This window comes from Gemmobacter sp. (genome assembly GCF_016792925.1).
In the GTDB taxonomy this organism is placed as follows: Bacteria; Pseudomonadota; Alphaproteobacteria; order Rhodobacterales; family Rhodobacteraceae; genus Gemmobacter.
The window spans coordinates 16,607-41,043 of sequence record NZ_JAEULU010000014.1; the positions used below are offsets into that span (position 1 = coordinate 16,607).

General features: G+C 63.9%; 25 protein-coding genes. 6 read left to right on the forward strand and 19 right to left on the reverse strand.

Annotation, left to right across the window (positions count from 1 at the left end):
- Positions 1–37 precede the first annotated feature (37 nt).
- The 4 genes from JNN06_RS00675 to tatA are packed head-to-tail and all read right to left on the reverse strand — an operon-like array spanning position 38 to position 2,428.
- Positions 38–880, reverse strand: a complete 843-nt coding sequence (locus tag JNN06_RS00675) for an ATP-binding protein (RefSeq protein WP_291237673.1) — start codon at positions 878–880, stop codon at positions 38–40.
- On the reverse strand, positions 877–1,761 hold the full coding sequence (gene tatC, locus JNN06_RS00680; protein WP_291237674.1) for a twin-arginine translocase subunit TatC: 885 nt from the start codon (positions 1,759–1,761) through the stop codon (positions 877–879). Before tatC ends, JNN06_RS00675 begins: the two co-directional genes overlap by 4 nt.
- Positions 1,762–1,765: 4 nt before the next feature.
- Entirely contained in the window at positions 1,766–2,206 is a 441-nt protein-coding gene (tatB, locus tag JNN06_RS00685; protein WP_291237675.1) for a Sec-independent protein translocase protein TatB, read from the reverse strand.
- A gap of 6 nt (positions 2,207–2,212) precedes the next feature.
- Complete coding sequence (gene tatA, locus JNN06_RS00690) at positions 2,213–2,428, reverse strand: twin-arginine translocase TatA/TatE family subunit (protein ID WP_291237676.1); 216 nt, start codon at positions 2,426–2,428, stop codon at positions 2,213–2,215.
- A 437-nt stretch (positions 2,429–2,865) separates the two neighbouring features.
- Between tatA and JNN06_RS00695 the strand changes: the two genes are divergently transcribed.
- On the forward strand, positions 2,866–3,585 hold the full coding sequence (locus JNN06_RS00695; protein ID WP_291237677.1) for a YafY family protein: 720 nt from the start codon (positions 2,866–2,868) through the stop codon (positions 3,583–3,585).
- On the opposite strand, the gene JNN06_RS00700 is transcribed toward JNN06_RS00695, so the two are convergent.
- Positions 3,539–4,621 carry an ABC transporter ATP-binding protein gene (locus JNN06_RS00700; protein ID WP_291237678.1) on the reverse strand — a complete coding sequence of 361 codons (1,083 nt, stop codon included), beginning with the start codon at positions 4,619–4,621 and terminating at the stop codon, positions 3,539–3,541. The genes JNN06_RS00695 and JNN06_RS00700 overlap by 47 nt on opposite strands.
- 62 nt (positions 4,622–4,683) lie before the next feature.
- Positions 4,684–5,463 carry an SDR family oxidoreductase gene (locus tag JNN06_RS00705; RefSeq protein WP_291237679.1) on the reverse strand — a complete coding sequence of 260 codons (780 nt, stop codon included), beginning with the start codon at positions 5,461–5,463 and terminating at the stop codon, positions 4,684–4,686.
- Positions 5,464–5,602: 139 nt separating this feature from the next.
- Between JNN06_RS00705 and JNN06_RS00710 the strand changes: the two genes are divergently transcribed.
- The 5 genes from JNN06_RS00710 to JNN06_RS00730 all read left to right on the forward strand — a co-directional run bounded on the left by JNN06_RS00710 (position 5,603) and on the right by JNN06_RS00730 (position 11,894).
- The gene (locus tag JNN06_RS00710) at positions 5,603–6,598 is read left to right on the forward strand and encodes a Hint domain-containing protein (RefSeq protein ID WP_291237680.1); all 996 of its coding nucleotides are present in this window, start codon (positions 5,603–5,605) and stop codon (positions 6,596–6,598) included.
- A 179-nt stretch (positions 6,599–6,777) separates the two neighbouring features.
- Positions 6,778–8,376, forward strand: a complete 1,599-nt coding sequence (locus tag JNN06_RS00715; protein ID WP_291237681.1) for a peptide chain release factor 3 — start codon at positions 6,778–6,780, stop codon at positions 8,374–8,376.
- Positions 8,373–9,020, forward strand: a complete 648-nt coding sequence (locus JNN06_RS00720; protein WP_291237682.1) for a hypothetical protein — start codon at positions 8,373–8,375, stop codon at positions 9,018–9,020. The genes JNN06_RS00715 and JNN06_RS00720 overlap by 4 nt, the downstream gene beginning before the upstream one ends.
- A gap of 24 nt (positions 9,021–9,044) precedes the next feature.
- Positions 9,045–10,049: a glycosyltransferase family 2 protein gene (locus JNN06_RS00725; protein WP_291237683.1), complete on the forward strand. Its 1,005-nt coding sequence runs from the start codon at positions 9,045–9,047 to the stop codon at positions 10,047–10,049.
- A 144-nt stretch (positions 10,050–10,193) separates the two neighbouring features.
- On the forward strand, positions 10,194–11,894 hold the full coding sequence (locus JNN06_RS00730; protein WP_291237684.1) for a DEAD/DEAH box helicase: 1,701 nt from the start codon (positions 10,194–10,196) through the stop codon (positions 11,892–11,894).
- Between the two features lie 69 nt (positions 11,895–11,963).
- On the opposite strand, the gene JNN06_RS00735 is transcribed toward JNN06_RS00730, so the two are convergent.
- The 13 genes from JNN06_RS00735 to nuoH all read right to left on the reverse strand — a co-directional run.
- Entirely contained in the window at positions 11,964–13,643 is a 1,680-nt protein-coding gene (locus tag JNN06_RS00735) for a ribonuclease J (protein ID WP_291237685.1), read from the reverse strand.
- Complete coding sequence (locus tag JNN06_RS00740) at positions 13,640–14,419, reverse strand: type III pantothenate kinase (protein ID WP_291237686.1); 780 nt, start codon at positions 14,417–14,419, stop codon at positions 13,640–13,642. The genes JNN06_RS00735 and JNN06_RS00740 overlap by 4 nt, the downstream gene beginning before the upstream one ends.
- 16 nt (positions 14,420–14,435) lie before the next feature.
- Positions 14,436–15,197, reverse strand: coding sequence for a biotin--[acetyl-CoA-carboxylase] ligase (locus tag JNN06_RS00745; RefSeq protein ID WP_291237687.1), 762 nt, complete (start codon positions 15,195–15,197; stop codon positions 14,436–14,438).
- Positions 15,187–16,626, reverse strand: coding sequence for an NADH-quinone oxidoreductase subunit NuoN (gene nuoN / locus JNN06_RS00750; protein ID WP_291237688.1), 1,440 nt, complete (start codon positions 16,624–16,626; stop codon positions 15,187–15,189). The genes JNN06_RS00745 and nuoN overlap by 11 nt, the downstream gene beginning before the upstream one ends.
- A 12-nt stretch (positions 16,627–16,638) precedes the next feature.
- Complete coding sequence (locus tag JNN06_RS00755; protein ID WP_291237689.1) at positions 16,639–18,180, reverse strand: NADH-quinone oxidoreductase subunit M; 1,542 nt, start codon at positions 18,178–18,180, stop codon at positions 16,639–16,641.
- Positions 18,180–20,414 (reverse strand): NADH-quinone oxidoreductase subunit L, encoded by a 2,235-nt coding sequence (gene nuoL, locus JNN06_RS00760; protein ID WP_291237690.1) that lies wholly within the window; start codon positions 20,412–20,414, stop codon positions 18,180–18,182. Before nuoL ends, JNN06_RS00755 begins: the two co-directional genes overlap by 1 nt.
- Positions 20,415–20,418: 4 nt before the next feature.
- Entirely contained in the window at positions 20,419–20,724 is a 306-nt protein-coding gene (gene nuoK, locus JNN06_RS00765; protein ID WP_054302297.1) for an NADH-quinone oxidoreductase subunit NuoK, read from the reverse strand.
- Between the two features lie 69 nt (positions 20,725–20,793).
- Positions 20,794–21,387 carry a hypothetical protein gene (locus tag JNN06_RS00770; RefSeq protein WP_291237691.1) on the reverse strand — a complete coding sequence of 198 codons (594 nt, stop codon included), beginning with the start codon at positions 21,385–21,387 and terminating at the stop codon, positions 20,794–20,796.
- An 82-nt stretch (positions 21,388–21,469) separates the two neighbouring features.
- On the reverse strand, positions 21,470–22,084 hold the full coding sequence (locus JNN06_RS00775) for an NADH-quinone oxidoreductase subunit J (protein ID WP_291237692.1): 615 nt from the start codon (positions 22,082–22,084) through the stop codon (positions 21,470–21,472).
- Positions 22,081–22,491 (reverse strand): carboxymuconolactone decarboxylase family protein, encoded by a 411-nt coding sequence (locus tag JNN06_RS00780; RefSeq protein ID WP_291237697.1) that lies wholly within the window; start codon positions 22,489–22,491, stop codon positions 22,081–22,083. Before JNN06_RS00780 ends, JNN06_RS00775 begins: the two co-directional genes overlap by 4 nt.
- A complete protein-coding gene (locus JNN06_RS00785) occupies positions 22,488–22,994 on the reverse strand; it encodes a hypothetical protein (RefSeq protein ID WP_291237693.1) in 507 nt (168 codons plus the stop codon). Before JNN06_RS00785 ends, JNN06_RS00780 begins: the two co-directional genes overlap by 4 nt.
- Positions 22,995–23,003: 9 nt before the next feature.
- Positions 23,004–23,507 carry an NADH-quinone oxidoreductase subunit NuoI gene (gene nuoI / locus JNN06_RS00790; protein WP_291237694.1) on the reverse strand — a complete coding sequence of 168 codons (504 nt, stop codon included), beginning with the start codon at positions 23,505–23,507 and terminating at the stop codon, positions 23,004–23,006.
- 2 nt (positions 23,508–23,509) lie between these two features.
- On the reverse strand, positions 23,510–24,437 hold a 928-nt coding region (gene nuoH, locus JNN06_RS00795; protein ID WP_291237695.1), incomplete at its 5' end, for an NADH-quinone oxidoreductase subunit NuoH.

The following is a 24,437-nucleotide window of genomic DNA, read 5'->3' on the forward strand; positions in this document are numbered from 1 at the left end:
TCCCCCTTGCTTTTGGCGCAATCCGCAGCCCCCGCAATCAGGCCAGCCGCACCCCATGGCGTGCGGCCAGATCGGTGAAGAACTGCCAGGCCACCCGGCCCGAGCGCCCGCCCCGCGTCGCCTGCCATTCGATCGCCTCGGCGCGCAGCACCTCGGGCGCGACCTGCACGCCATGCGCCGCGCAATAGCCGTCGATCATCGCCAGATATTCGTCTTGGCTGCATGGATGAAAGCCCAGCCACAGCCCGAAACGATCCGAGAGCGAGACCTTCTCCTCCACCGCTTCCCACGGATTGATCGCGGTGGAGCGTTCATTCTCGATCATGTCGCGCGGCATCAGATGGCGACGGTTCGAGGTGGCATAGAGGATCACATTCTCGGGCCGCCCTTCAAGTCCGCCATCAAGAACGGCCTTCAAGCTCTTGTAATGCTGATCATCATGGCTGAACGAGAGGTCATCGCAAAACAGCACGAAACGTGCCTTGGCCTGCCGCAACACCGCCAGCAGACGGCTGACCGAGGGCAGATCCTCGCGCGACAGCTCCACCAGCTTCAGATCATGGCCGCGCGCGCGAACTTCGGCATGCACCGCCTTGACAAGGCTGGATTTTCCCATGCCGCGCGCGCCCCAGAGCAGCGCATTGTTGGCAGGCAGTCCTTTCGCGAAATGCAGCGTATTGGCCAAAAGCGTATCGCGCGAGCGATTCACCGCCACCAACAGCCGCAGATCCACCCGGCTGACCTGCGCGACCGGCTCCAGCCGGTCGGGGCCGGTATGCCAGACAAAGGCCTCCGCCTCGCCCACATCGGGCAGCGGCGGTGCGGGCGGCGCCAGCCGCTCCAGCGCCTCGGCGATGCGCAACAGGCTGGCGTCGGTCATGCCTCGTCCTCGTCCTCTTCGTCCCAAAGCCCCTCGGCCTGCAAGCGGGCCTTGCGCTTCTTCTCGATCATGCGGATCAGCACGACCGACAATTCGTAAAGCGGGTAAACGGCGGCAAACAGGATCACCTGGCTCATGACATCGGGCGGGGTGGCAACGGCGGCCAGCACCAGAATGCCGACAATGGCATATTTGCGGAAGGCGGCGAGCCCCCTGGAGCTGACGATCCCCGCCTTGCCCAGCAGCACCAGCAAGACCGGCAGCTGAAAGCACAGGCCAAAGGCCAGCACGAATTTCATCGTCAGGCCCAGATATTCCTGCGCCGAGCCCTGGAACACGATGCCCGGCAGCGGCGTCTCGCCCGGCGCAGCCACCCCCGAGGTCACGGCATCAGTCCCCATGGCCAGCGCGCCGGCGGTCTCCTGCCCCATCTGCTGAAAGGTGAGGAAAAAGCCAAAAGCCATTGGCAAGACAACATAATATGCGAATGTCGCCCCGATCATGAACATCACCGGCGAGGCGATCAGAAAGGGCAGCAGGGCATTTTTTTCCGACCGATACAGGCCCGGCGCCACAAAGCGCCACAGCTGAAAACCGATCACCGGAAATGACAGGATCAAGGCCCCGAACAGCGAGATGTTGATCGCGACAAAAAAGCCCTCCTGCGGCGAGATCAGCTGCAACAGGCAATTCTGCCCGCTCTCCGCCAAGGCCTTGCAGATCGGACGGGCCAGAAAATTAAACACCGTCATCGCAAAGGGATAGACGGCGAACATGGCCACAATGAAGGTCACCACAGACCACAAAAGCCGCTTGCGCAGCTCGGCCAGATGTTCGACCAGCGGCGCGGCGGTATCGTCCAGCGTGTCGTCTTGCAACATGTCCTCAGTCTTTCTTGGCGGGCGCAGGTGCTACCGGCGGCCTGGGCGCGGTGCCGGGCTGCAAGGCGCTGTCGATCAGCTCCTCCGCCAGCCCCGCATCGGCATCTTCCTCGGCCGCCGTCGCCGCAGCCACGGCTGCCGCGCCCGGTGCCGCGCTGCGCGGCTTGGTCGGATCCCATTGCTCGAACTTGCTGGCGGCATTTTCCAGCGCATCGAGGCCGAGGCTTTTCTTCGACACGATGTCATTCATGTCGCGGCGCACCTCATCCAGCCCGGTGCTGCGCGCGGCGTCATTCATCGCCGACTGGAACTCGCGCGCCATCGACCGCAGCTTGCCGGTGAACCGGCCCAATGTGTGAAACATGCGCGGTAAGTCCTTGGGACCAACCACAATTAGCGCCACGATGCCGATCAGGACAAGCTCGCTCCAGCCGATATCCAGCATGGGCGATCAGACCTTGTCTTTCTCGACCGGCTGCGGCGCGGGGGTCACGTCGCGGGGGTCGGCGGCCTGCTCGACCTCTTGCGCGCTGTCCTTCACGCCCTTCTTGAAGGCGGTGATCCCCTTGCCGACCTCGCCCATCAGGTTCGAGATCTTGCCCCGGCCAAACAGCACCAGCAGCACGACGGCGATGATCAGAATTTCCAACGGTCCGAAACGTCCCATGACGGTCTCCTTTGCGCGGGGCCGCGATCCCGATGACATGGGCCCCGATGACTTGCCCAGACCCTTACGCCTTGAACCCGGCGGCGCAATGCGAAACGGGGTCGCGGCGGCGATCTTGCTGACAGGTATATGTCAGTTGCCCTGTGTCGGGAAGAGCCTGAGGCCGGAGGGAGGTTTCCGGGGCACAGTGTTGGCATTGCGGCATCGCGAGATTGGCGAAGATCAGAGAAAAATTCCATATATTCATTATTAAGCAATGTCTTGCAGACCTCTTTGAATGCAAAACATCAAGATACCGATCCAAGCCTCGGTTCTTGCAAGAGGCATCGCTCTGCCGCGTTCACAAGCTCTGAGGTTACCAAACGCCACATGTGCCCGCAGCAGAACGAGGCCATGATGGCGGTTGACGCCTGCGGCGCGAGGGGTCAGCATGGGTCATGCGCCGCACTGACCGCCTGTTTGAACTGATCCAGATCCTGCGCGACGGGCGCTTGCACCGTGCCTCGGAACTAGCTGAAAAGCTTGGGGTTTCGGTGCGCACCATCTGGCGCGACATGGCGACGCTGATGGGGTCTGGCCTGCCATTGGAGGGCGAGCGCGGGGTGGGCTATATCCTGCGCGCGCCGATCACCCTGCCGCCGATGATCCTGACCAGCGCCGAGATGGAGGCGCTACGTCTGGGGGTGCGGCTGGTGGCCGAGGGCGCCGATCCCGGTCTGGCACGGGCGGCGCGGACGCTGGCCTCGAAAATCGCCGCTGTGACCCCTGCCACCACCGAGCCTGAGCCCGATGAGCTGTTTATCTATAGTGGCGACGAGACCGCGCGCGCGGCACCGCATCTGCCGCTGATCCGCGCCGCAATCCGAGAAAAGCACCGCCTTTCAATTAGTTACATAGACATTCAAAACCACGAAAGTTTTCGCGACATTCGCCCTTTGCAGCTGGAATTCTGGGGCCGGGTCTGGACGCTGGCAGCCTATTGCGAGGCGCGCGAGGATTTTCGCGCCTTTCGGGTGGATCGCATCGTGGCGGTGCAGGATACCGGCGAGCGCTTCCCAGAAGAGCCGGGCCGCAGCCTTGCCGATTACCGCGCCCGGATCGAGGCAGAGCTTACAGTTTCGCCGGAAACACGAAGCAGCGATCCCGCCGGATCATGAGCCACAGCACCGTGCCCGCCTTGGGCAAAAACACGCCCGGCACGGCGGCGGTGAGGGTCGCGCCCTCGTAATCCATTGAAAACTCGACCAGACTTTCGCGCCCCAGAAAGCGCGCGCGCCTTACTGTGCCGCGCGCGGGCGTGCCATCCTGCGGGGTCGGGTTCGGGCCGCGCCCGGCCCGGTCAAAGTCAATCTTCAGATGCTGCGGCCGGATCACGATCTCGACCGCCGCACCATCGGCATGGCCGGGGGTGAGGAAGGCGCCAAAAGGCGTCTGGGTCAGCGCCCCATGAGAAACACCGCGTATCACATTGATGTCACTGAAAAAAGCCGCCGCAGCCTTATCCGCCGGGCTGTTATAGACATTATAGGGCGAGCCGCGCTGCACGATTCGCCCGCCGCGCATCAGGGCGATTTCATCGGCCATGCGCAGCGCCTCGTCGGGTTCATGCGTCACCAGCAGCACGGCGGCGCCTTCTTCCTTCAACACCGCCAGCGTGGTGTCACGAATGCCATCGCGCAACCGGTTGTCGAGGCCGGAAAACGGCTCATCCATCAGCATCAGCCTGGGGCGCGGCGCGAGCGCGCGGGCCAACGCCACGCGCTGCTGCTCGCCGCCCGAAAGCTCGTGCGGGTGTTTGGCGCCATAACCAGAAAGGCTTACCTTTTCAAGAAGTTCCGCGACGCGGCTCAGACGCGCCTCCCGCTCGCCGCGCAGACCGAAGCCCACATTCTGCGCCACGGTCAGATGCGGAAACAGCGCGAAATCCTGAAACATCAGCCCGATGCCGCGCGCCTCGGGCGGCAGCATGCGACCGGGGCCGCAGACCTCGGCCCCGTCGATCAGGATGCGCCCGGCATCCGGCGTTTCGACCCCGGCGATCATGCGCAGCGTGGTGGATTTGCCGCAGCCCGAGGGCCCGAGCAGGCAGGTCACCTGCCCCGGCGCGATGGTGAGCGAGACCTGATCGACCACAGGCCGCGCGCCGAAGCTGCGGGTCAGGCCGTCGATTTCCAGGCGGGGTGTCTGCGTCACGGGTCTATCCGGGAAAATGCATCGCAGATGCGGTTAACAGCCCCGCCGGGGAGGCGCAAGCCTCACACCGTGCTGTGGAAGGCGCCGCCATCCAGCAGCAGGTTCTGCCCCACGATGAAGCCCGCATGTTGCGAGGCGAGGAAGGCGCAGGCGGCGCCGAACTCGGCCGCCGTGCCATAGCGCCGGGCCGGGATCGTCGCCATGCGCTGCGCCCGCGCCTCGTCCAGCGGGATGCCCTGCGCCTGCATCACCGCGCCATCCAGCGCGGCGGCGCGGTCGGTGTCGTGGATGCCGGGCAGCAGGTTGTTGATCGTCACCCCCTGCGGCGCCACCTGCCGCGCCGTGCCCGCCACATAGCCGGTAAGGCCCGAACGCGCGGCGTTCGACAGGCCCAGCACCCCGATGGGCGCCCGCACCGAGGCCGAAGTGATGTTGATCACCCGCCCCCAGCCCTGCGCCATCATGCCGGGCAGCAGCGCCTTCATCAGCGCGATCGGGGTCAGCATATTGGCATCCAGCGCGCGGATGAAATCCTCGCGCTCCCAATCGCTCCACATGCCCGGCGGCGGGCCACCGGCATTGGTGACCAGAATATCCACCGGCCCGGCGGCCGCCAGCACCTGCGCGCGGCCCGCCTCCGAGGTGATGTCGGCGGCAACGGTCGTCACCTCCACGCCATAGCGGGCGCGGATCGCCTGCGCCGTCTCCTCCAGCGCCGATGCGCCGCGCGCGTTCAAGACCAGCGCCACGCCCGCCTCGGCCAAAGCCTCGGCGCAGCCCCGCCCCAGCCCCTTTGACGCCGCGCAAACCAATGCGCGCTTGCCTTTGATGCCCAGATCCATTGGCCCCTCCTGCGGGTGAAAATCCTTGATCGCGGGCCCGTGGCCCTGCCCCTGGCCGCACTCTGCCAGAAATTTGCTGTATTCATCCGGCACAAGCAACGGTAGAAGCGCCGCGAAGCACCGGAAGGGAGAGGCCGCGATGACTGCACCGCAAGACCGCGACCAGCAAGGCCAGACCGCGCCGGGCCAGGCCTGCATGGTCTTTCCGGCCGATCTGATCTTTGTCGCCCATGGGGTGAATGCGGGCGAGGCCCTGTCGCTGCCCGATGACATCTGCCCCGGCGATATTTACGAGCTGGAGCATGGCGCTCAGCCGCTGCGTCTGGTGGTGGCGGGCGGCGCGGTGGCCGAAGGCTCGGCCTTTGGGGCGCCGGGCGCGACGGTGGAGATCGTGGCGCGCTATACGCTGATGGGTGATGATGGCAACCGGGTGGAGCTGCTGGCGCTGCGGGTAGCACAAGAACTGTTCGCACTGCCGCTGTCGCCGATGGGTCAGGGGCTGGGCTATCAGCTGCTGAAGGTTGAGGAAGCGCCGGAGGAGACCGCGCTGTCCGATCTGCTTTGCGTCAGCTTTGCACGCGGCACCATGATCACCATGGCTGACGGGGCGCAGCGCCCGATCGAGACGCTGGCGCGCGGCGACCGGGTGCTGACGCGCGATCACGGGCCGCAGCCGGTGCTGTGGGTGGGCCATGCCACGCTGCGCGGCGTGGGCGCCTTTGCGCCGGTGGTGATCTCGGCGGGGGCGATGGGCAATGCGGGCGATCTGATCGTGAGCCAGCAACACCGGATGTTCCTCTATCAGCGGCAGCGCGTGGCGGGTATCGCCACGTCGGAGCTTCTGGTGCAGGCGCGGCATCTGGTGGATGGCGAGGCGGTGTTCATCCGCGAGGGTGGCTTTGTCGATTATTTCAGCCTCGTCTTCGACCGCCATGAGATCGTCTATGCCGAGGGCATCCCCGCCGAAAGCCTGATGGTGTCGGAGGCGGTGATCAATCGCCTGCCGCCCGAACTGTCGGGCGAGGTGAAGGCGCGGTTCCCCGGCCTGAGCCAGGTGCAGCATTTCGGCACCGAGGCCGGGCGGCAGGTGCTGGATGCGCTGCCCCCGCTGAACAGGCGCGGCGGCGGGCGCTGATCCGAACGCCCCATCTTCATCTTGGCTTAAATATCCACCTTGCGACAGTCTGTGCAGGGCGCGCGGGCGGCAAGGTGAAGACGGATATTTGGGCCAAGATGAAGGGGTGCATTGCGCCCTTTCCTGTGCCGCGCGCCGGGGCCATTGCGAAAATGGCAAGGCCACGCTATTTCCCGGCCATGCTGGACAATCGCCCCTCCCTCCCGCCCGAAATCGCCCGTCGTCGGACCTTTGCGATCATCGCACACCCCGATGCCGGCAAGACCACGCTGACCGAAAAGTTCCTGCTGTTCGGCGGCGCCATTCAGATGGCCGGTCAGGTGCGCGCCAAGGGCGAGGCGCGGCGCACGCGCTCGGACTTCATCAAGATGGAGCAGGAGCGCGGGATCTCGGTCTCGGCCAGCGCCATGTCGTTTGATTTCCGCGAGTTCCGCTTCAATCTGGTGGATACGCCCGGCCACAGCGATTTCAGCGAAGATACCTATCGCACCCTGACGGCGGTGGATTGCGCGGTGATGGTGATCGACGGCGCCAAGGGGGTGGAAAGCCAGACCCGCAAGCTGTTCGAGGTCTGCCGCTTGCGCGACCTGCCGATCCTGACCTTCTGTAACAAGATGGACCGCGAGGCGCGCGACACCTTCGAGATCATCGACGAGATTCAGGAAAACCTGGCCATTGACGTGTCGCCTGCCAGCTGGCCCATCGGCTCGGGGCGCGAGTTTCTGGGCTGCTATGACATTCTGAACGACCGGCTGGAGCTGATGGACCGCGCCGACCGCAACCGGGTGGCGGAGACGATCCAGATCAAGGGCCTGGATGACCCGCTGCTGGAACAGCATGTGCCCGCCGATCTGCTAGCAAAACTGCGCGAAGAGCTGGAAATGGCGCGCGAGCTGTTGCCCGCCTTTGACCGCGAAGCGCTGCTGAATGGCTCGATGACGCCGATCTGGTTTGGCTCGGCCATCAACTCTTTCGGGGTGAAGGAATTGATGGATGGCATCGGCGCCTTCGGCCCCGAGCCGCAGCCGCAGCCGACCGCCGGGCGCAAGGTGGCGCCGGAAGAAAGCGCGGTGACCGGCGTGGTGTTCAAGGTGCAGGCCAATATGGACCCCAAGCACCGCGACCGCGTGGCCTTTGTGCGCCTCGCCTCCGGGCATTTCGAGCGCGGGATGAAGCTGACCCATGTGCGCAGCGGCAAGCCGATGGCGATCACCAACCCGGTGCTGTTTCTGGCCGCCGACCGCGAACTGGCCGAGGAGGCCTGGGCGGGCGACATCATCGGCATTCCGAACCACGGGCAATTGCGCATCGGCGATGCGCTGACCGAGGGCGAGAAGCTGCGCTTCACCGGCATTCCGTCCTTCGCGCCGGAATTGCTGCAAGGCGTGCGGGCGGGCGATCCGATGAAGGCCAAGCATCTGGAAAAGGCCCTGATGCAGTTTGCCGAGGAAGGCGCGGCCAAGGTGTTCAAGCCGATGATCGGCTCGGGCTTCATCGTGGGCGTGGTGGGGGCGTTGCAATTTGACGTGCTGGCCAGCCGGATCGAGCAGGAATATGGCCTGCCGGTGCGGTTTGAACCCAGCCAGTTCAAATCGGCCCGCTGGGTTTCCGGCCCCAAGGCGGAACTGGACAAGCTGATCAATGTGAACAAGGGCCATATGGCCGAGGATCACGACGGCGACGCGGTGTTCCTGACGCGCCTGCAATGGGACATCGACCGGGTGGAGCGCGACTACCCGGAGGTGAAGCTGACCGCGACCAAGGAAATGATGGTGTGACCCTGCAAAACCGCGTTCAGGCCGATGGCGAGATTGTCGCGGCGGGCTGGCGCGGGGCATGGATGGGCAATCGCGGCATCCTGCATGATGACAACCGGCAGCTCGGGCCGGCGCGCTGGCGGCACCAGAACTGGGTCTGCTGCGCGCTGTCGTTCGAGGGCCGCAAACGCGCGGTGATGGCGCCGGGCCGCTATACAGAGCTGTTTTTCTATGATGAGGCACAGGCCCTCGCCGCCGGGCATCGCCCCTGCGCCGAATGCCGCCGCGCCGATTACACCCGCTATCGCAGCGCCTGGGAGGCCGTGTTTGGCCCGACCGATGCCAAGGCGATGGACCGCGCGCTGCATGCCGCGCGGGTGCGGCGCAATCGCACGCAGCTGCGGCTGTCCCTGCCCGCGCAAGACCTGCCACAGGGCGCGGTGATACTGCGCGCCAGCGGCCCGGCCCTGATCTGGCACGGCGCCCTGCATGGCTGGTCGCCCGAAGGCTATGGCCCGGCAGAACCCCTGCCCCAGGGCTCGCAAACCATCCTCACCCCGGCGCCGACTTTGGCAGTTCTGGCGGCGGGCTATGTCCTGCGGCCACATGCCAGCTTGCCATCGCGCCCCGCGACCCCCTATGACGGGCAGACAGGACAGGCTTGACGCCCGAGGTTGATTGGAGGCCGGATGATCCCCCCCCGCGCTTTTCTGGTGGGCACCGCAAAGAACGAGGGGCCCTGGATCCTCGAATGGGTCGCCCATCACCTTGAGGTCGGTTTCACCGATATTGCCCTGTATCAGAACGATTCCGATGATCTGACGCATGAGATCATGAAGACCCTGGCCGGGCTGGGGGTGGTGCAATATTTCCCCAACCCGGCGCGGCGCGGGGCGCATCAGGTGAAGGCCTATACCCGCGCGGCGGAATTGCCCGAATACAAGGCCGCCGATTTCGCCATGGCACTGGATCTGGACGAGATGCTGGTGGTGAAGGTGGGCGACGGGCGGCTGGCCGACCTGATCGCCGCCGCCCCGCCCTTTGACCTGATGATGGCCAATTGGCGGCTGTTCGGCAGCTCTGGCAAGAAGATGCAGGGCTTCCAGCTGCAATCCGAACGCTTCACCATGTGCGATTACGTCATGGCGGATAACGACCATTTCAACGCCTACAAGGCGCTGTTCCGCCCCGCCTTGTTCAGCCGCCCCGGCGTTCATAAACCGCCCGAGGCCGAGGAGGAGATGCCGGGGCTGCGCGTCGTCAATGGCTCGGGCCTGAAGCTCGACCAGTATCAGGTGAAGAATTACAACTCGACCGATCCGGGCGGGCAAAGCCTCGTGCAGATCAACCACTATATCGTGCGCGATCTGGATACGTTCATCGTGAAAACCGCGCGCGGCTCGGCCCATAATGACGACCGCACGGTGGGCGTGAAATATTGGGCCTATCGCAACCGCAACTTCGTGGAAGATCGCAGCATCAGCCCCTGGATGGAGCGGCTGCGCGCGCGGATGCAGGCGCTGGATGCGGCCTCGGGCGGGCGGCTGATGCGGCTGCGACGGCAATCGGTGGCGATCCACAAGGAGAAATTCGTGATCCTGATGGAAGAGCCGGAAACCCGCCAGCTGCGCCGCGATTGCGCGAAATTCGAGGGCCATGTGCCGGTCGTCGGGCCCTATGCGGAATACCTGTAAGGCAAGCCGATACTTGACGCGCAGCGGTTTTTCCGATAACGGCCAAGTGAGGTCTGCCCTGCGGGGCGGCCAGACGCCGGGGCGCCCGGATATTCGCGTCCCTTCAAGACCTTTGCGGGCCGATCCCGCTGCCACAGGACGCTGATGACCAAATTCTCCGATCTCGCGCTGGATGCGCGCGTGCTGCAAGCCGTCGCTGAGACGGGTTACGAAACCCCGACCCCGATTCAGGCGCAGGCGATCCCTCATGCGCTGGAAGGTCGCGATGTGCTGGGCATCGCCCAGACCGGCACCGGCAAGACCGCGAGCTTCTCGCTGCCGATGATCACGCTGCTGGGCAAGGGCCGGGCGCGGGCGCGGATGCCGCGCAGCCTGGTGCTGTGCCCCACGCGCGAGCTGGCGGCGCAGGTGGCCGAGAACTTTGACACCTATGCCAAACACACCAAGCTGACCAAGGCGCTGCTGATTGGCGGCGTGGCCTTTGGCGAGCAGGACAAGCTGATCGACCGCGGCGTCGATGTGCTGATCGCCACGCCCGGCCGCTTGCTGGACCATTTCGAGCGCGGCAAGCTGCTGCTGACGGGCGTGCAGATCATGGTGGTCGATGAGGCCGACCGGATGCTGGATATGGGCTTCATCCCCGATATCGAGCGCATCTTCAGCCTGACGCCCGCCACGCGCCAAACCTTCTTCTTCTCGGCCACCATGGCGCCCGAGATCGAGCGGATCACCAAAACCTTCCTGCGCGACCCGGCCAAGATCGAAGTGGCGCGGCAATCGACCACCTCGGACACCATCGAACAGGCGCTGATCCAGTTCACCCCCAGCCGCAAGGATCGCAGCTTTACCGAAAAGCGCGCCGTGCTGCGGGCGCTGATCCGGGCCGAGGGCGAGGCCTGCACCAATGCCATCGTGTTCTGCAACCGCAAGATGGATGTGGATGTGGTGGCGAAATCGTTGAAATCGCATGGGTTTGACGCAGCTCCGATCCATGGCGATCTGGACCAGTCGCAGCGTATGCGCACGCTGGATGGCTTCCGCGAAGGCACGCTGCAAATCCTCGTGGCCTCGGATGTGGCGGCGCGCGGGCTGGATGTGCCCTCGGTCAGCCATGTGTTCAACTTCGATCTGCCGTCGCACCCGGAAGATTACGTCCACCGCATTGGCCGCACCGGCCGCGCCGGCCGCAAGGGCAAGGCCTTCTCCATCGCGACGCCTTCGGATGAGAAGTATCTGACCAATATCGAAAATCTGGTGAAACAGGCGATCCCGCGCGGCAGCCTGCCCGAGGGCTTTACCATGCCGGAGGCCCGCGAGGGCGGCGGCGGGCGCGAGCGCAGGGACGAGCGGGGCGGCAAGGGCCGTGGCGGTCGTTCGGGCCGTGAAGGTGGCCGCGAGTCGGGTCGTGACTCGGGTCGTGACTCGGGCCGCGAGCCGCGCGAGGCCGTGGCCCCGGTGGCCGTGGTCGAGGTCGCCAAGGAAGAACCGCGCCGCGAAGACCGTCGTGAGGATCGGCGTGAGGATCGGCGCGATGACCGTCGGGACGAGCGCCGCGAAGACCGTCGCGACGAGCGCGGCCCGCGCCCGCATGTCCATACCCATGGCAGCGCGCCGCATGGTCACCACCACCGCGAAGAGCGGCGGGAAGATCGGCGCGACGACCGCCGCCGCGAGGATCGCCGCCATGACCGCGACGACCGCGTGGTGGGCATGGGCGATCATGTGCCCGATTTCATCCTGCGCAGCTTCAAGTTGAAAGAGCGCCCGGCCCTGTCGGATGAGGGCCCCGAGGCCTCGGCCGAAATGGCCCGGCCCGAAATGGCCGAAGCGGGCGACGCGGAATAAGCAGACGAAAAAGGCGCCCCGCGGGGCGCCTTTTCTTTTGCTGCATCCAGTGGCGCCGGGGCGGCGCCGTCACTCTGCCGAGAGACGGCTGACCACCACGGTGACCTCGGGTTTCTTGCCGATTTCCTCGACCGAGACCTGCCGCAGGATACGGCGCAGCGCCTCCTCCAGCTTGTCATCATCGCGCAAGACCTTGGCCGATGCGGTTTCCAGGAACTCGGTGACCTCGGCCTCCATCAGCTCGGCCAGACCCTGCCCGCGCTTGCCGATTTCCGGCAGGCCCATCAGCTCCACCCAGGCCTCGCCCAGCGGGGCGTCTTCCTCATCGAGGATCACGTTGACCATCGCATGCCCGTTCAGCGCCATGCGGATGCGGTCGCGGATCACCCCGTCCATCGCGCCGATCAGCACCGACCCATCCAGATAGAGCCGCCCGGTGTCGATATATTCGGCAATCTCCGGCGTGTCGCCGGTGAGATCCAGCATGATGCCATTGGTGGCAATCTCGCCCGCGATGCCGCGCGTTTCGCCCAGACGCACATGCTCGCGCAGGTGGCGATGCTCGCCATGCATCGGGATCAGCATCTGGGGCCGCAGCACCTCGTGCATCAGCTCCAGATCCGGGCGGTTGGCATGGCCGGAGACGTGATAGCGGCCATTGGTGTCATCCACCACATCCACGCCCATTTCCGAGAAACTGTTCATGATGCGCAGCACGTCGCGCTCATTGCCCGGGATGGTTTTGGAGGAGAACAGGAACAGATCGCCCTCTTTCAGCTCCAGCCCCAGATATTTGCCGCGCGACAGTTGCGCGGTGGCGGCGCGACGCTCGCCCTGGCTGCCGGTCACGATCAGCATCAGGTTCTGGCGCGACACCTCCGAGGCGGCCTCGGAAGGGATGGTCGGCGGAAAATCGGTCAGCACGCCGGTTTCGGTCGCCACCTTGACCATGCGCTGCATGGCACGGCCCAGCAGACAGACCGACCGCCCCGCCGCCCGGCCCGCCTCGGCCAGGGTTTTCAGCCGCGCCACGTTGGAGGCGAAGGTCGTCGCCACCACCATGCCGCCCGCATTGGCGATCAACCCGTGGATCGGATCGGCCAGCGTCGCCTCCGACCGGCCCGCATGGGGCGAGAAGATGTTGGTGCTATCGCACATCAGCGCCTTCACCGGGGTCTCGGCGGCGATCTCGCGGAACAGCGGCTCGTTCCAGCCCTCGCCCACCACCGGGGTCGGGTCCATCTTGAAATCGCCCGAATGGACGATGCGCCCGGCGGGCGTGTCGATGATGAGGGCCGAGCTTTCGGGGATCGAATGCGCCACCGGCACGAATTGCACGCGGAACGGCCCAGCCTCCACCACGGTGGGCCGCGCCTCGACCGTGTGGATCACATCAGTCGGATGGCCATGTTCCTCGAATTTCAGCCGCCCGATGGCAGCGGTAAAGCGGCGGGCATAGACCCGCTTCTTCAGCTTAGGCCACAGATGACCAAGCGCGCCGATATGGTCCTCATGGGCATGGGTGATGAAGATCGCCTCGATCCGCTCGGCGCGTTCTTCCAGCCATTGCACATTCGCCATGATCAGGTCGACACCCGGCGTGGTGTCCATATCGGGGAAGGTCACGCCCAGATCGACGACGATCAGGCGTTCCCGATCTTCCGGCCCGTAGCCATAGACATAGGTGTTCATCCCGATCTCTCCGGCGCCGCCCAGCGGCAGATAGATCAGGCGGTTTTTCACACTCATGCGGTTTCCAGTTCCTTGTTGTAGCGGTGGATGAGGACGAGGCCATGCATGGTCAGATCGTCCTCAACAAAATCAAAAATCGCAGTGTCCTGCGCAAAGAGAGGCGCGAGGCCCCCGGTGGCAATGACCTTCATCGGGCGGTCACGCTCGGCCCGGATTTGCCGCACGATGCCTTCGACAAGGCCGATATACCCCCAATACACGCCCGCCTGCATGCAGGCCACCGTATTCGTGCCGATGGCCAGCGCCGGGCGCGCGATGTCGATATGAGGTAGGGCGGCGGCGGCCATGTGCAATGCCTCAAGGCTGAGGTTGACGCCGGGTGCGATCACCCCGCCAATATAGGCGCCGTCGGTATCCACCACGTCGAAGGTGGTGGCGGTGCCGAAATCGACCACCACCAGATTGCCGCCATGGCGGTCAAAGCCGCTGACCGTGTTCACCAGCCGGTCGGGGCCGACGGTGGTGCCCTGATCGACGCGCGGCGCCACCGGCAAGTCGCAGCCCGGCTTGCCCACCACATAGGGGCGGCAGTCGAAATAGCGGTTGCACAGCACCCGCAGATTGAACACGACGCGCGGCACGGTGGAGGAGATGATCGCCTCGGTCACCGTCACATCCAGCTTTTTCAGCGTCATCAGGGTGTGCAGCCAGACGTAATATTCATCCGCCGTGCGCTTGTGATCGGTGGCGATGCGCCATGTGGCGATGAACGCCGTTCCATCCCAGATCGAGAAAACGGTGTTGGTATTGCCACAGTCGATGGCCAGCAGCATGGGTCTGCCCCCTGTTTCAGAAAAACACATCCGCCGCCGGGATCGCCTCGCGCCGCCCGTCAGAGGAAAGGACCAGCGCGCCGGTCTCGTCGATGGTCTCGAAAATGCCGCGCCGTTCGGTCGCGCCGGTGCGGGCGCGGATCACCTCGCCCAGACGGGCGGCGCGGTCGAGCCATGCGCTGCGGATCGGCGCAAAGCCCTGGGCGACAAACAGCGCCTGCCAGCGGGCAAAGGCGGCGGCCAGATGCAGGCCAAAGCGCTCGGGCGTGACGCGCAGCCCGGTTTCACCCAGCAGGCTGACCGGCGGCACTGCGCCCGGCTCCACCGCCTCCAGCGGCGGGGCGCCGATCAGGTTGACGCCAATGCCGATCACCAGATGGCTGACGCGCCCGCCCTGCCCGGCACTTTCCAGCAGGATGCCCGCCAGCTTGCCGCCATTCAGCAGCACATCATTGGGCCATTTCAGCGCAAAGGCCTGCGGCAGGCCGGTGAGGCCGGTGCAGGCCTCATGCAGGGCCAGCGCGGCGACAAAGCTGTAAAGCGCCACCTGATCGGGCGGGCCTGCGGGGCGAAACACCAGGCTGCCATAGAAATTGCCCGCCGGGCTTTGCCAAGGCCGCCCGCGACGCCCCCGCCCCTCGGTTTGCTGGCCCGCAATGACCCACGCCGGACCCGTCAGGCCCGGCGCAAGGGAAGTGGCATGGGCATTGGTGCTGCCCAGAGTCTCGAAGGCGTGGCGGGCCACGCCCTCGGGCCATGTCGGATCGTCAGCGGACAAGGGCTTCCGCCGCGACGGCTGCTTTCGGGTCGATCACGCCGAAGGGATAGACCGAGCCGACCAGCACGATCAGCGCCACGCCCATCAGCGCCACCCATTGCACGGGGGCCATGCGGCTGGTGACGCCTTCGGTTTCGGTGCCGAAATACATGAAGAACACCACGCGCAGGTAATAGAAGGCGCCGATCACCGAGGCCACCGCCCCTGCAATCGCCAGCCACATCATCCCGGCATCCAGCGCGGCTTTCAGCACGTAGAACTTGCCGAAGAAGCCCAGCATCGGCGGCACGCCCGCCAGGCTGAACATCAGGACCAGCACGGCCAGCGCCTTCAGCGGCTCGCGCTTGGACAGCATGTTCAGCGAAGCCAGATCGGAGACCGGGCGGCCATCGCGCTCCAGCGACAGGATGAAGGCGAAGGTGCCGATATTCATGGTGACATAGATCGCCATATAGACCAGCATCGCCTGCACGCCGTAAGCCGTGCCCGCCGCCAGACCCAGCAGCGCGTAACCCATATGGGCGATCGAGCTATAGGCCATCAGGCGCTTGATGTCTTTCTGGCCGATGGCGGCAATGGCGCCCACGAACATCGACAGCACAGCCATGGCGGCAATCACCTGCCCCCAATCGCCGGGGATGGTGCCGAAGGCGTCATGCACCAGCCGGGCAAACAGCGCCATGGCGGCAACTTTCGGCGCGGTGGCGAAGAAGGCCGTCACCGGGGTCGGCGCGCCCTCATAGACGTCGGGCGTCCACATGTGGAAGGGCGCGGCCGAGACCTTGAAGGCCAGACCCGACAGCATGAAGACCAGACCGAACAGCAGGCCGGTCGGGATGCCCTGGCCCAGGGTGGACAGGATGCCCGAGAACAGCGTGGTGCCCGCATAGCCATAGGTCAGCGAAGCGCCGTACAGCAGCAGGCCGGAGGACATCGAGCCCAGCACGAAGTATTTCAGGCCCGCCTCGGTGGACCGCGCGCTGTCGCGGCGGAACGAGGCGATGACGTAAAGCGCCAGCGATTGCAGCTCCAGCCCGACATAAAGCGCCATCAGATCGCCTGCCGACACCATCATCATCATGCCGATGACCGACAGCGCCACCAGGATCGGATATTCAAACCGCGCCAGATCTCGGCGCTGCATGTAATCCTGGCTCATCACCAGCACGGCGGCGGCGGAGAGCAGGATGGTCACCTTGGCGAAACGCGCAAAGGGATCATCGTTGAACATGCCGCCAAAGGCGGTGCGGGCGCCCTCGCCCGTGGTGCCGATCCAGAAGGCCAGCGCCACCATGACGCCTGCCGTCACCCAGGTCAGCAGCCCCGCCGCCTTGTCTTTGCTGGTGTAAACCCCGAAGAGCAGCGCGGCCATGGCATAGATGGCCAGCAGAACCTCGGGCAGAACGGTGTTGAAATCAGTGCCGGTCATGTCCCCAAGCCCTTAATGCGATGCCGCTTCGGCCACATCCGCAAGGACGGGCAGTGCTGCGTGATAGTCAGTAACAAGCGCCTTCACCGAAGGCCCGATGATGTCGGTCACCAGCGAGGGATAGACGCCCAGAAGCAGGGTCATCACCACCAGCGGCGCGAAGACCAGACGCTCGCGCGCCTCCATATCGGTGATCGACTTCAGCGCCTCTTTCACCAGATCGCCGAACACGACCCGGCGATACAGATACAGCGCATAGGCCGCCGAGAAGATCACGCCCGAGGTTGCGACAGCGGCGACCCAGGTATTCACCTGGAAGATGCCCATCAGCGTCAGGAACTCGCCCACGAAACCCGAGGTGCCCGGCAGGCCCACATTGGCCATGGTGAAGAACATGAAGATCAGCGCATAGGCCGGCATGCGGATGACAAGGCCGCCATAGGCGTCGATGTCACGGGTGTGCATCCGGTCATAGATCACGCCGACGCAGAGGAACAGCGCGCCCGAGATGAAGCCGTGCGACAGCATCTGGAAGATCGCGCCGTCAATGCCCTGCTGGTTCGCGGCAAAGATCCCCATGGTCACATAGCCCATATGGGCGACCGAGGAATAGGCGATCAGCTTTTTCATGTCTTGCTGCGCCAGCGCCACCAGCGAGGTATAGACGATGGCGATGGCCGACATCCACAGCACGAGGCCCGACATCGTGTCGGCCCCCACCGGGAACATCGGCAGCGAGAAGCGCAGGAAGCCGTAGCCGCCCATTTTCAGCAGGATCGCCGCCAGAACCACTGACCCTGCGGTCGGGGCCTGCACGTGCGCATCGGGCAGCCAGGTATGCACCGGCCACATCGGCATCTTCACCGCGAAGCTGGCGAAGAAGGCCAGGAACAGGATGGTCTGCACGCCGCCGACCACATGGAAACCCGCAATCTCCAGCGTCTCGCTGGCGAAAGTGTGGGTCATCAGCGTCGGAATGTCAGTTGTGCCCGCATCCGCATACATGGCGATCATCGCCACCAGCATCAGCACCGAGCCGAGGAAGGTATAGAGGAAGAACTTGAACGCGGCATAGATGCGTTCCTTGCCGCCCCAGATGCCGATGATCAGGAACATCGGGATCAGACCGGCCTCGAAGAACAGGTAGAACAGCACCAGATCCAGCGCGCAGAACACGCCGAGCATCAGCGTTTCCAGCAGCAGGAAGGCGATCATGTATTCCTTCACCCGCTTCTCCACGCCCCAGCAAGAGGCGATGGTGATCGGCATCAGGAAGGTGGTGAGCATGACGAACAGCACCGAAATGCCATCCACGCCCATCTTGTATTTCAGGCCCAGAATCCAGTCGGCCTCTTCGACAAATTGCATACCGGTATTGGCCGGATCGAAATTCGTCAGCACCGGGATCGAGGCGAGGAAGGTCGCGACAGTGGCGAGCAGGGCAACCCATTTGGCATTGCGCTGCGCCGCCGGGTCATCCCCCCGCAGGAACAGCGCCAGGATCAGCGCGGCCACCGCAGGGATGAAGGTGATGATGGAAAGGAGGTGTTCCATTAGTGCGCGCCCCCCGAGAGCGACATCCAGGTGACGAGGGCAGCGATGCCCAGCACCATGGCGAAAGCGTAGTGGAAGATGTAACCGGATTGCGCCCGGTTGAAGATGCGGGTCACCGCCGGGATGAGGCCCATGGCGACGCCATTGATGGCCCCGTCAATCACCACACCATCGCCCTTCTTCCACAGGAAATTGCCGATCCACAGCGCAGGCTTCACGAAGACCGCATTGTAAAGCTCGTCAAAATACCACTTGTTCAGGAAGAAGTTGTACAGCGGGCGCTGCGCGGCGGCCAGACGCCCCGGCAGGCTGGGGTTCTTGATGTAGAACAGCCAGGCCGTTGCAAAGCCGATCAGCATGGCGATGAAGGGCGAAACCTTGACCCATTTCGGCGCCTCATGCGCGGCGTGGATCATGTGATTGTCCGCCGCCAGATAGAGCGCGCCTTTCGGAGCTGCTGCCGCAGCATGGGCTTCGGTCGAAGCCGCATCAGCCGGGGCCGCATGGCCCTCAGTCGCCACCGCCTCTGCCGCAGGTGCCGCATGGCCTTCCGCCGCCGGGGCCGCATGGCCCTCAGCCTCGGCAGCCGGTGCAGCATGTTCGGTGCCATGGGCAGCCGCCTGCTCCATGCCAAACCAGCTGCGCATCTTGGCCTCGTCGCCAAAGAACACGTTATACCACAGCATCCCCGAGAACATCGCCCCAAGCGCCAGAACGCCCAGCGGGATCAGCATGACAAGCGGGCTTTCATGCGGCTCGTGATGGCCATGGCCGTGGTCGTCATGACCATGCGCATCATGGCCGTGCGCATCGTGCCCGTGCGCATCGTGCCCGTGATGGTCATGCCCGTGGGCAGCGTGACCATGCGCCCGGCTTTCGCCGTAGAAGGTCAGGAACATCAGGCGCCAGCTGTAGAAGCTGGTGAAGCAAGCGGCGATCACCAGCAGCCAGAAGGCATAGGACGACCCAACCCAGGCGCTTTCGATCACGGCGTCTTTCGACAGGAAGCCGGCAAAGCCGAAATGGGTCAGCGGAATGCCCACACCGGTGATCGCCAGCGTGCGGATCATCATGGCCCAGAAGGTCACCGGGATTTTCTTCCGCAGGCCACCATAATTGCGCATGTCTTGTTCATGATGCGTCGCATGGATCACCGAACCGGCGCCGAGGAACAGCATCGCCTTGAAGAAGGCATGGGTGAACAGGTGGAACATGGCCACCGAATAGACGCCCACACCCGCCGCCACGAACATATAGCCCAGCTGCGAACAGGTCGAATAGGCGATCACGCGCTTGATGTCGTTCTGCACCAGACCCACGGTCGCGGCGAAGAAGGCGGTGGTGGCACCCAGCACCACGATCAGAGATTTGGCATCGGGGGCGAATTCATAAAGCGGCGACATGCGGCACACCAGAAACACCCCGGCGGTCACCATGGTCGCGGCGTGGATCAGCGCCGACACCGGGGTCGGGCCTTCCATCGCGTCGGGCAACCATGTGTGCAGACCCAGCTGCGCCGATTTGCCCATGGCGCCGATGAACAGCAGCACGCCCAGCAGGTTGGCGGCGTTCCAGTCGGTCCACAGGAAGCGGATCTGGGTCTCCGCCAGCTGCGGCGCAGCGGCGAAGACATCATCCAGACGGATGCTGTCGGTCAGCATGAACAGCCCGAAAATGCCAAGCGCAAAGCCGAAATCGCCGACACGGTTCACCACAAAGGCCTTCATCGCGGCCGCATTGGCCGAGGGCTTGCGGTAGTAGAAGCCGATCAGCAGGTAAGAGGCCACGCCCACGCCTTCCCAGCCAAAGAACATCTGCACCAGATTGTCGCTGGTGATCAGGGTCAGCATGGCGAAGGTGAAGAAGGACAGATAGGCGAAGAAGCGCGCCTTGTAATGCTCGCCCTCATGCCAATTGTCGTCATGCGCCATATAACCGAAGGAATAGAGGTGAACCAAGGCCGAGACCGAGTTCACAACCACCAGCATGATCGCGGTCAGACGGTCCAGCCGGATCGCCCATTCGGTGTCAAGGCTACCCGACTGGATCCAGGTCAGCAGGTGAATATGCTGCGTCTCGCCATTGAAGGTGAGGAAGATCACCCAGGACAGCGCGGCGGCCAGAAAGATCATGGCGGTGGTGAAGACCTGCGCGGCCTTCTCACCGATGAAACGCCAGCCGAAGCCGCAGATCAGGGCCCCGACAAGGGGCGCGAGGAGAATGATCGTGGCCATTCGTTCAGCCTTTCATCACGTTGGCGTCTTCGACGTCGATGGTGCCGCGGGTCCGGAAGAAGCTGACCAGGATCGCAAGCCCGATGGCAGCCTCGGCGGCGGCGACGGTCAGCACGAACATGGTGAACACCTGCCCCACCAGATCGCCCAGGAAGGACGAGAAGGCGACGAGATTGATGTTGACCGACAGCAGCATGAGTTCGATCGACATCAGGATGACGATCACGTTCTTCCGGTTGAGGAAGATGCCGAAGATGCCAATGACGAACAACGCCGCCGCCACCGTCAGGTAATGTTCCAGTCCTACCATTCTCGTCCCTCCGGGTGTTTGCCCGTATTTCTTACAGTGCGGGGCCGTGGCCCCGTCGTCTTTCAAAGCTCAGTCAGTCGCGACAGAGCTTTCAGGATAGAAGCGCTTGCAACCGCAGCGCAGGTTGTAGCTATGCTTGGGCTTCTGCGATCCTATCGAGAGGCGCAACCCATTGCGCATTGAGACTATCGAGGTTTCCTCAAAGGATTTCGCCGCGAGCTTCTGCATGTCTTGCAACACGTTCGGACCACCTTTGGCTATCCGTTGCGTGGCTGCTTGTTGGAAATCCGCAACCGGATCAGCATCGCCCTGATCGTCGAAAGATGAACTCGCATATCCGACTGCGAGCGTCTCCCCCGTGGAACAATCCGTCAGCAATGGCATGTAACTGGCCCCGCAAACAGAACCGTTCCCGTAGGTCTGAAGCACAAAGCCGCCACCAAGGTCGACCGGCTCGCTCAGCAACTCTCCACCATATTCCCCCTTGGCCCGATGCGAAACAGAGCAATCCTTGCTCCGAATGCTTTGGGATGCTTCGTTCTCATATGGCATGCACGCAGCCGCAGGGGTAACAAAAGAAACACAAGCAAGGCCAAAGGCAAGCGCAAGCAGCGGTCTAATGACCGCGCGACGCTCTGCTTTGATCTTTGCCTGCTTGCGCATTCTCAATTTGTCTCCCAAGGCATTAGCCCCGCATCTTCCGTAAGGTGCGCGCCTTGGCACGCACCCGCCCGTTGCTAAAGTCTTACAGCCCCTGCCCCGGTTTCACGTCTTTCAGCTCCATCGCCTTGGCCGGGTCGCGCCACATCTGGTGCAGCACGTTCTGGCGCTTCACGTCCTTGCGGTGGCGCAGCGTCAGCACGATGGCGCCGATCATGGCGACCAGCAGAACCAGCCCCGAGGCCTGGAACAGATACAGGTATTTGTCATAGATCAGCAGGCCAAGCGCGCGGGTATTCTCTACCTGCGCCATGTCCGGCGTCACGGCCTGACGCAGGCCAAGCGCGCCATCGGCCTGCACCCAGGCGGCATAGGCCATGCCGAATTGCAGGATCAGGATCACCCCGATCAGCAAGGCCAGCGGCATGGTGCGCGCCATCTCGCCCTTCAGCTCGGCGAAATCGACGTCCAGCATCATGACCACGAAGAGGAACAGCACCGCCACGGCGCCGACATAGACGATGATCAGCAGCATGGCGACGAATTCCGCCCCCAGCAGCACGAAGAGCCCCGCCGAAGACAGGAAGGCGAGGATGAGCCACAGCACCGAATGCACCGGATTGCGGGACACGGTGACCATCAGACCCGCCGCCACCGTCACGACGGCAAAGCAGTAAAAGGCGATATCGGCAACGCTCATGGCGCTTTCTCCTCGGTTTCCGCAAAAACAGCCTGAGCCAGCTCAAGCGCCTTTTGCATGGCGGGCAAGCCGCCGAACATGCTCATCTGCCAGATCACTTCCGCGATCTCGCGTTGGGTCGCCCCTGCCTCCAGCGCGTGCCGGATCGCCAGCTTCAACTGCGGCTCGGCCTGGGCGCCCAGAACGGTCAGCGCCGCGATGGTGACCAGAAGCCTCGTCTTGGCATCCAGACCATCGCGGTTGAAGGTTTTTCCGAACCACATCTCCATCATGTCTTTCGTCATGGTGGGGAAGAGGCTCTCGAAGCCTTTCACCGACAGATTTTCAAGCGCAGGGTTGAAGGCGCGGACCATTTCCTGGCCCTGCTCCATCATCGACTTGAAAAGCTTGGTGAAATCCTCGGTCATTTTGGACATGCCCCCGGGGTCGTGGCAGTCGCGAGAATCCAAGGCTGCCCGTCCACCTCAGCCGGCATCAATCGCACGGCGACATCAACGCCACCGCGCTTGAAAACCGTATTGTTGACGCTTCCTGATTGGGATTTGGGCATCCACGCCCCCGGAAAATCAGCCTGCATCCTCTCAAACATTGCCACGACCAAGCTTGCCGGTTCAGGGGCGCCCGCTGTCATCATGCAGGTGCAGGCACCCTGATCTTGTTGGAGACTGATGACGACCTCCGGCTGATACAGAAGATCGTCCCCTGTCTGCTGAAACCCTGCCTTTGCAGCAAGGCGAGCAAAAGCCCCGAAATCAGGCGCGGCTTTCATGCAAACCTGCGAGAACAGCTTGGCCCGCGCCTTATTCCAGTCAAGCAAATCGTCCGCGGACACAGCTTGCCCGCACAGGCAAGCCAGCGTCACAGCTGACGCCAGAACCTTTGCGGCCAAAGTGTTGAGACGAATCGTCATGCCAATGCCTTACCGATAGGGCGCGTCAAGTTCGAGATTGCGGGCGATCTCGGCTTCCCAGCGGGCGCCATTCTCCAGCAGTTTCTCTTTGGTGTAATACAGCTCTTCGCGCGTCTCGGTGGCGAATTCGAAATTCGGCCCCTCGACGATGGCATCCACCGGGCAAGCCTCCTGGCAGAAGCCGCAATAGATGCACTTGGTCATGTCGATGTCATAACGCGTGGTGCGGCGGCTGCCATCTTCGCGGGGTTCCGCGTCGATGGTGATGGCCTGCGCCGGGCAGACAGCCTCGCACAGCTTGCAGGCGATGCAGCGCTCTTCGCCATTGGGATAGCGGCGCAGCGCATGTTCGCCGCGGAAGCGGGGCGACAGCGGCCCCTTCTCATGCGGGTAGTTCAGCGTGGCCTTCGGCGCGAAGAAGTATTTCAACCCAAGGCCGAAACCCTTGATGAAATCCACCAGCAGAAAATACTTGGCGGCGCGGTTGAAGTCGATTGCGCGGGTCTCGCCCATGATCAGCCTCCGATGGTCCAGCGTGCCCAGAGGCCGCCGAGGACTTCGTATTTTGCAAGGAATGACACCAGCACCACCCAGCCCAGCGACAGCGGCAGGAACACTTTCCAGCCGATCCGCATCAGCTGGTCATAGCGGTAGCGCGGTACGATCGCCTTCACCATGGCGAAGAGGAAGAAGAAGAAGGCCATCTTGCCCACCATCCACAGCGCGCCATCCGGCACGCCCGGAATGGGCGACAGCCAGCCGCCGAAGAACAGCAGCGAGATGAGCGCGCACATCAGGAAGATGGCGATGTATTCGCCGGCCATGAACAGCAGGAACGGGGTCGAGCTGTATTCCACCTGATAGCCGGCCACCAGCTCGGATTCCGCTTCCGGCAGGTCGAAGGGCGGGCGGTTGGTTTCGGCCAGCGCCGAGATGAAGAACAGCGCCACCATCGGCAGATGCGGCAGCCAATACCAGCCGAACAGGCCCCAGCCGGTATCCTGCGCCGCCACGATGTTCGAGAAGTTCATCGAGCCGGTGGAGATGATGATGCCGATGATGATCAGGCCAAGGCTGACCTCATAGGAGATCATCTGCGCAGCCGAGCGCAGCGAGCCGAGGAAGGGATATTTGGAGTTCGAGGCCCAACCGCCCATGATCACGCCATAAACCTCCAGCGAGGAAATGGCGAAGACGAACAGGATGGCCACGTTGATGTCCGACAGCACCCAACCGTCATTGAACGGGATTACGGCCCAGGCGATCATCGCCAGCACGATGGACAGCATCGGCGCCAGGAAGAACACCGGGCGGTCGGCACCTGCGGGCACAACCACCTCTTTCAGCACATATTTCAGCGCGTCGGCCACCGATTGCAGCAGGCCGAAGGCCCCCACCACGTTCGGCCCGCGCCGCATTTGCACGGCGGCCCAGATCTTGCGG

Bases quoted from the DNA above. Each gene is read 5' to 3' on its own strand.
- JNN06_RS00675 (WP_291237673.1), bottom strand. From the start codon at position 880: ATGACCGACGCCAGCCTGTTGCGCATCGCCGAGGCGCTGGAGCGGCTG.
- tatC (WP_291237674.1), bottom strand. From the start codon at position 1,761: ATGTTGCAAGACGACACGCTGGACGATACCGCCGCGCCGCTGGTCGAA.
- tatB (WP_291237675.1), bottom strand. From the start codon at position 2,206: ATGCTGGATATCGGCTGGAGCGAGCTTGTCCTGATCGGCATCGTGGCG.
- tatA (WP_291237676.1), bottom strand. From the start codon at position 2,428: ATGGGACGTTTCGGACCGTTGGAAATTCTGATCATCGCCGTCGTGCTG.
- JNN06_RS00695 (WP_291237677.1), top strand. From the start codon at position 2,866: ATGCGCCGCACTGACCGCCTGTTTGAACTGATCCAGATCCTGCGCGAC.
- JNN06_RS00705 (WP_291237679.1), bottom strand. From the start codon at position 5,463: ATGGATCTGGGCATCAAAGGCAAGCGCGCATTGGTTTGCGCGGCGTCA.
- JNN06_RS00710 (WP_291237680.1), top strand. From the start codon at position 5,603: ATGACTGCACCGCAAGACCGCGACCAGCAAGGCCAGACCGCGCCGGGC.
- JNN06_RS00715 (WP_291237681.1), top strand. From the start codon at position 6,778: ATGCTGGACAATCGCCCCTCCCTCCCGCCCGAAATCGCCCGTCGTCGG.
- JNN06_RS00725 (WP_291237683.1), top strand. From the start codon at position 9,045: ATGATCCCCCCCCGCGCTTTTCTGGTGGGCACCGCAAAGAACGAGGGG.
- JNN06_RS00730 (WP_291237684.1), top strand. From the start codon at position 10,194: ATGACCAAATTCTCCGATCTCGCGCTGGATGCGCGCGTGCTGCAAGCC.
- JNN06_RS00735 (WP_291237685.1), bottom strand. From the start codon at position 13,643: ATGAGTGTGAAAAACCGCCTGATCTATCTGCCGCTGGGCGGCGCCGGA.
- JNN06_RS00740 (WP_291237686.1), bottom strand. From the start codon at position 14,419: ATGCTGCTGGCCATCGACTGTGGCAATACCAACACCGTTTTCTCGATC.
- nuoN (WP_291237688.1), bottom strand. From the start codon at position 16,626: ATGACCGGCACTGATTTCAACACCGTTCTGCCCGAGGTTCTGCTGGCC.
- JNN06_RS00755 (WP_291237689.1), bottom strand. From the start codon at position 18,180: ATGGAACACCTCCTTTCCATCATCACCTTCATCCCTGCGGTGGCCGCG.
- nuoL (WP_291237690.1), bottom strand. From the start codon at position 20,414: ATGGCCACGATCATTCTCCTCGCGCCCCTTGTCGGGGCCCTGATCTGC.
- nuoK (WP_054302297.1), bottom strand. From the start codon at position 20,724: ATGGTAGGACTGGAACATTACCTGACGGTGGCGGCGGCGTTGTTCGTC.
- JNN06_RS00770 (WP_291237691.1), bottom strand. From the start codon at position 21,387: ATGCGCAAGCAGGCAAAGATCAAAGCAGAGCGTCGCGCGGTCATTAGA.
- JNN06_RS00775 (WP_291237692.1), bottom strand. From the start codon at position 22,084: ATGAGCGTTGCCGATATCGCCTTTTACTGCTTTGCCGTCGTGACGGTG.
- JNN06_RS00780 (WP_291237697.1), bottom strand. From the start codon at position 22,491: ATGACCGAGGATTTCACCAAGCTTTTCAAGTCGATGATGGAGCAGGGC.
- JNN06_RS00785 (WP_291237693.1), bottom strand. From the start codon at position 22,994: ATGACGATTCGTCTCAACACTTTGGCCGCAAAGGTTCTGGCGTCAGCT.
- nuoI (WP_291237694.1), bottom strand. From the start codon at position 23,507: ATGGGCGAGACCCGCGCAATCGACTTCAACCGCGCCGCCAAGTATTTT.